The organism is Methylobrevis pamukkalensis (assembly GCF_001720135.1).
In the GTDB taxonomy this organism is placed as follows: Bacteria; Pseudomonadota; Alphaproteobacteria; order Rhizobiales; family Pleomorphomonadaceae; genus Methylobrevis; species Methylobrevis pamukkalensis.
The window spans coordinates 1-5,842 of record NZ_MCRJ01000171.1 but is presented as its reverse complement, the minus strand read 5'-3'; the positions used below and the strand labels follow the sequence as shown (position 1 = coordinate 5,842).

Here is a 5,842-nt window from a genome sequence, read left to right as displayed (position 1 = left end):
TTCGTGCTCCGGCCGGCATCCGGGTCGGTCGCCGTGCTCGCCCCGCCCGCCGAGGGCGATCATGCGGACGTGCTGGCGCTGCTGGCGGACGGCGAGGGCGTGGGCGACTTCGGCACTGGCGCTGGCGCTCGGCGTCAGCGCGCGCACCGTGCAGCGGGCGCTGGAGGCGCTGGCAGAGGCCGGACGGGCCGAGCGCTTCGGCCGGGGCCGGGCCTGCCGCTGGCGGGCGCCGGCGGTGCCGGGATTCCCGACAGGCTTGTTACTCCCCGCCCCGCCGCACGGCGGATAGGATGGCCCGATGAAAACCAGACCCGCCCAGATCCTCCGCGAATACGGACCCTATCCCGACGTGACCAGCGTCAGCGGCGTGAGCTTCGACGGCACCCGCGTCTGGTTCGGCTCCGGCGACCGGCTGAATGCGCTCGATCCGGACAGCGGCGAGATCGTCGCAAGTCTTGCCCTCGCCGCCGATGCCGGCACCGCCTTCGACGGCACCCATCTGTTCCAGATCGCCGAGGCGGTGATCCGCCGGATCGACCCGGCCACCGGCGCGGTGCTGGCAACGATCCCGGCGCCCGGCCACGGCGCGGATTCGGGCCTTGCCTTTGCGGAGGGAACGCTCTGGGTCGGCCAGCACCGCAACCGCTGCATCCACCAGATCGATCCGGACACCGGCGCCGTGCTGCGCACGATCACCTCCGACCGCTTCGTCACCGGCGTCACCTGGGTCGACGGCGAGCTCTGGCACGGCACCTGGCAGGACGAGGAAAGCGACGTGCGGCGGATCGACCCCGACAGCGGGGACGTGATCGAGCGCATCGAGATGCCGCCGGGCACCGGGGTCTCGGGCCTTGAATCCGACGGGGCCGACCGCTTCTTCTGCGGCGGCGGGGGAAGCGGCAGGGTCCGGGCGATCCGCCGGCGCTGACAGCCCGGCTCCGGTTGCCCCCCAGCACCGCCTGCCGGCCGCCTACGGGTGGGTCTGCTCCAGGATCGTGTTGGCCGCGCTGCCCTCGGTCTGGTCGATGACGATCAGCCGGATCACGTCGGGGCCGATGTTGCGGCCGCTGTGCCAGGCATCGATCATCTCGACGACGAAATCGCCCTTGCCGTAGACGGTGCTGGCGCCGGTCGCGGCATTGGTGACCTCCAGCGTGCCGGTCTCGACCACCGCATAGCGCGCGAACGGGTGCTTGTGCACGGGCAGGGTCGCCCCAGGCGCGATCTCGTAGCGCGACACGACCACATGGATGTCGCGCTGCGGCAGGACGATCGGCTGCCCCGACGCGGTCTCGGTCTTGGTGACGAGCGGCGTGACGGTGACGCCCTCCAGCGCATGAGCGCCGGACATGCCAAGCCCCATCGCGAGCGCGAATGCCAGAAATCGCATGTTCGATGTTCCCCCCGGAAGACGGCCCTCTGCCGTCTCCCCCTTGCCGGCAAGACTCGCCGATCCGGGCGGGCCACGCAAGGACCGGTGGCGGCGGGAGGGGCCTGTCACGCGACATGGTGCACAGGGCGATACGCGGGCCGCTTCTCCCGTTCACCGGTTGCACCGCCGCCGGGACCGGCCGCCGGCTGCGGCAAATTCCGGCACGTGCCGAGGCGCGCCCGTCCTGTCGCCGCGGCCCTGCCGGTGGAACAAGCGGCGGCCCCATCGGTTCGATCCCCACGACAGCAACGACCTCTCCGGTCGCAGCCTCAAGGGGACACACACATGACCTGGCACAGCTCCCGCCGCCCGTCACGGCGGACATCTTCGGCAATGCAGGGCGGAATGACCGCGATCGCCCTGCTTGCTGTGGCCACCGGGCTCTGCGCCCTCGGCGCGCGCATCGCCGATCGGCGGGCCGCAGTCCCGGGCCGCGACGCGCCCGAGAAGGCGCTGAAAAATCCGCCGAAGGACAACTGGCGCGAGAGCGTCGTCGTCGGCCGGACGGTCACCGTCCAGCGACCGCGGCGCGAGGTCTATGACGCCTGGCGCGATTTTGCGGGGCTGCCGCGGTTCCTCGAGAATGTCGAGAAGATCGATGTGCTCGATCCCCAGCGCGCCCGCTGGACGGTGGCGGCGCCGGCCGGAACGACGGTCGACTTCGTCTCGATCATCACGGAAGACCGTCCGGGCGAGGTGATCGCCTGGATGTCCGAAGCCGGCTCCGACATCCGCAACAGCGGACGGGTGGTGTTTCGCGACGCGCCCGGCGGCCGCGGGACCGAGGTCGACGCCACCATTGCCTACGACCCGCCGGCCGGCCGCATCGGGCAACTCGTCGCCAAGGTGTTCCAGCATGAGCCGGCGATCCAGACCCGCCGCGATCTCAAGCGGTTCAAGCAATGGATGGAGACCGGCGAGGTCGCCGTCGCCTCGTCCCATCCCCCGAAGAGCTGAGGACACCGACATGCGAGCACTCACCTGGCACGGCAAGCGCGACGTGCGCGTCGAAACCCTGCCCGATCCCGAACTCGTCAACCCGCGCGACATCATCCTGAAGGTGACGTCCACCGCGATCTGCGGGTCCGACCTGCACCTCTACCACGGCGTGATTCCCACCATGCAGCCGGGCGACGTGCTCGGCCACGAGTTCATGGGCGAGGTCGTCGAGGTCGGCAAGGGCAACAGCCGGCTGAAGAAGGGCGACCGCGTGGTCGTTCCCTTCGTCATTGCCTGCGGCGCCTGCTTCCACTGCCGCAAGCTCCAGTATTCGGCCTGCGACAACTCCAATCCGGCCAAGACCGCCGACATGCCGGAGACGCTGTTCGGCCACCAGACGGCGGGCCTGTTCGGCTATGCGCATCTGACGGGCGGCTATGCCGGCGGCCAGGCCGAATATGTCCGGGTTCCCTACGCCGACGTCGGCCCGATCGTGGTGCCGGACGAACTGTCGGACGACGAGGTGCTGTTCCTGTCCGACATCCTGCCGACCGGATGGATGGCGGCGGAGAACTGCGAGATCGAGGAGGGCGACACCGTCGCCGTCTGGGGTTGCGGACCCGTCGGCCTGTTCGCGATCCAGAGCGCGCTGCTGATGGGCGCGCACCAGGTCATCGCCATCGACCATCTTCCCGCCCGGCTCGACCTCGCCGCAAAGCTCGGCGCGAAGACCATCGATTTCCGCTCGGCGGACGTCTACAGCGCCTTGCTGGACATGACCGGCGGCATCGGCCCGGACGCGGTGATCGACGCCGTCGGCATGGAGAGCCACGGCTTCTCGATGGACAACATCGTCGACTATGCCAAGCAGACCCTGATGCTGGAAACCGGGCGTCCGTCGGCGTTGCGCCAGGCGATTGTCGCCTGCCGCAGCGGTGGCCGCGTGTCGGTGCCCGGGGTCTACGGCGGCTTCGTCGACAAGTTTCCGCTCGGCGCCGTGATGGAGAAGGGCCTCACGCTGCGCTCCGGCCAGACCCACGTGCAGAAATACCTGCCCCTGCTGCTCGACATGATCCGCGAGAAGAAGATCGACACGACCTTCCTGATCAGCCACCGCCTGCCGCTCGAGCAGGCGGCCGAGGGCTACCGGATGTTCTCGGACGAACCGGACAGCACCACGAAGGTCGTCCTGAAGACCTGACGGGCGCGCAGGCGCGGCGCGGAACAAAGGCGGACCTCGCCGGTTCGGTGCCGCTGCCTGTCCGCATCAGTCTCCCCGCCACCGAAAGGGTCGTGTCATGTCGAAAACCTACCTCGTCACCGGGGGAGCCGGCTTCATCGGTCGCCATCTCTGCCTTGAGCTGCTGGCCGCCGGATGCGAGGTGAAGATCCTGGATGCGCTGATCCCGCAGGTGCATCGCGGCCGTGACATGATCGCCGACCTGCCCTCGGACATTGCCTTCATCGAGGGCGACATCCGTGATCCGCAGGCGGTCCGCACCGCGCTCGACGGGGTCGACGGCGTGTTCCATCTCGCCGCCGAGGTCGGCGTCGGCCAGAGCATGTACGAGATCGACCGCTATGTCGGGGTCAACGATCTCGGCACGGCGGTGCTGCTGCAGGCGCTCGTGGAGAAACCCGTGCGCCGCATCGTCGTCGCCTCGTCGATGAGCGTCTACGGCGAGGGCCGTTATGTCGACGGCGCGGGCCGGCCGGTGCCTGCGCAGCGGCGCACGCCCGCCGACATCGAACGCAGGAACTGGGATATCCGGCATGCGGGCGGAGAGACGCTGCGCCCTGCGCCGACCGACGAGGAAAAGCCCGTCGATCTCGCCTCGATCTACGCCCTCACCAAATATGTGCAGGAGCGGGCCGTGCTCCTGTTTGCCGAAGCCTATCGCCGGGAAGCGGTCGCGTTGCGTCTCTTCAACGTCTTCGGCCCCGGCCAGGCGCTGTCGAACCCCTACACCGGCGTGCTCGCCAACTTTTCCTCGCGCATCGCTGCGGGCGAGCGGCCGATGGTGTTCGAGGACGGCCTGCAGCGCCGCGACTTCGTGCATGTGCGCGATGTCGCCCGAGCCTTCTGCCTCGCCATGGAGGCGCCGGCCGCCAACGGCCACGTCATCACGTCGGCAGCGGCCATTCCTATGCGATCGCCGATGTCGCCCGCATGCTCGCCGGCGCCATGGGGCGCGACATCGAGCCGGAGATTCTCGGAAAATCCAGGGCCGGCGACATCCGCAACTGCTTTGCGGACATCGACAAGGCGCGCGATCTGCTCGGCTTCACACCCGCGCACCGCCTCGAGGAGTCGCTCCTCGAGCTCGCCGCCTGGGTGGCGGGACAGAACCATGTCGATCTGGGCCCGGAGATGCGCCAGCAGCTCGAACGCCACGGCCTCGTTTCGTGAGGTCAGTGCCTGACGCCGCTCGCCCCTTCGGCTTCGTCGAATGGTTCCGGCCCGGGGAACGTGCCCGGGTCCTGGAGGCCCTCGACGGCATGCGCGCGGCGGACGCGCGGTACCTGCGCACGCACCTGTCCTGGGCCGAGTTCCACGCGCCCGGCGGCCCCGAATGGTATGACTGGCTGATCCCGACGCTCGGCGCCCGGATCGACCTTCTGCCCTGCATCCACTACACGCCCCCTTCCCTGTCGCGGACAGGAACCTCCGCCGGCGCGCCGCGCCGGCTCCGCGACTATGCCGACTTCGTCGACATGGTCCTGACCCGCTACGGCGCCCATTTCACCGATGTCGAGCTCTGGAACGAGCCGAACAACCTGCTCGACTGGGACTGGCGCGACGATGTCGGCTGGGACGCCTTCTGCGAGATGGTCGGCGCCGCCGCTTACTGGACCCGCCAGCGCGGCTTTCGCGCCGTGCTCGGCGGGCCGTGTCCCTTCGACGCCCAGTGGCTGGATCTCATGGGTCAGCGCGGCGTGCTCGGCGTCGTGGACGTCGTCGGCCTCCACGGCTTTCCGGGAACCTGGGAAAGCGAAGCGGGCGGCTGGATCGGCTGGGAGCGGCAGATCGCCTGCGCCCGCGAAATCCTCGCCCGCCATGCGCCGCAGGTCCGGCTCTGGATCACCGAGACCGGCCATTCCACCTGGCGGCACGACGAGATCGGCCAGGTCCAGCGCTTCGCCGACGTCCTGTCGATGCCGGTCGATCGCGTCTACTGGTACGGCTGGCAGGATGTCGCGTCCGACGTGGCCGTGCAGGAAGGCTACCATTTCGACGAGCGCCACTATCACCTCGGGGCGGTGACCGAAGCCGGCCGGCCCAAGCTGCTGGGGCGGCTGCTGCAGGGCGGCGGCCGGCGCGCCGTGGAGACCGTGCTGGCCCTGACCACGCCGGAGCGCGACGCGCCCGAGCGGGACGCACCGGAGCTGGAGGCGCCGGAGCTGGAGGCGCCGCAGCGGCCGATCGTCATCGTCGGCGGCGCCAGCCCGCTCGGCGCCCGGCTGGCGGAC

At 69.9% G+C, this 5,842-nt stretch carries 4 protein-coding genes and 3 pseudogenes; 6 read left to right on the top strand and 1 reads right to left on the bottom strand.

The annotated features are described in order from the left end of the window. Positions 1–289, top strand: a pseudogene (locus A6302_RS21655) (helix-turn-helix domain-containing protein); the annotation flags it as partial. Between the two features lie 9 nt (positions 290–298). Then, the gene (locus A6302_RS18990) at positions 299–928 is read left to right on the top strand and encodes a Vgb family protein (RefSeq protein ID WP_069308344.1); all 630 of its coding nucleotides are present in this window, start codon (positions 299–301) and stop codon (positions 926–928) included. A gap of 42 nt (positions 929–970) precedes the next feature. On the opposite strand, the gene A6302_RS18985 is transcribed toward A6302_RS18990, so the two are convergent. Further along, positions 971–1,390, bottom strand: coding sequence for a cupin domain-containing protein (locus A6302_RS18985; RefSeq protein WP_069308343.1), 420 nt, complete (start codon positions 1,388–1,390; stop codon positions 971–973). A gap of 387 nt (positions 1,391–1,777) precedes the next feature. Here A6302_RS18985 and A6302_RS18980 point away from each other — a divergent pair, with 387 nt between their 5' ends. The 4 genes and pseudogenes from A6302_RS18980 to A6302_RS18965 form a co-directional block, all read left to right on the top strand. After that, complete coding sequence (locus tag A6302_RS18980; RefSeq protein ID WP_083255909.1) at positions 1,778–2,389, top strand: SRPBCC family protein; 612 nt, start codon at positions 1,778–1,780, stop codon at positions 2,387–2,389. A 10-nt stretch (positions 2,390–2,399) separates the two neighbouring features. Then, entirely contained in the window at positions 2,400–3,572 is a 1,173-nt protein-coding gene (locus tag A6302_RS18975; protein ID WP_069308342.1) for a zinc-dependent alcohol dehydrogenase, read from the top strand. A 97-nt stretch (positions 3,573–3,669) separates the two neighbouring features. Beyond that, positions 3,670–4,781: pseudogene (locus tag A6302_RS18970) on the top strand (NAD-dependent epimerase/dehydratase family protein). Next, a pseudogene (locus A6302_RS18965) lies at positions 4,778–5,842 on the top strand (NAD-dependent dehydratase); the annotation flags it as partial. The pseudogenes A6302_RS18970 and A6302_RS18965, both read left to right, overlap by 4 nt.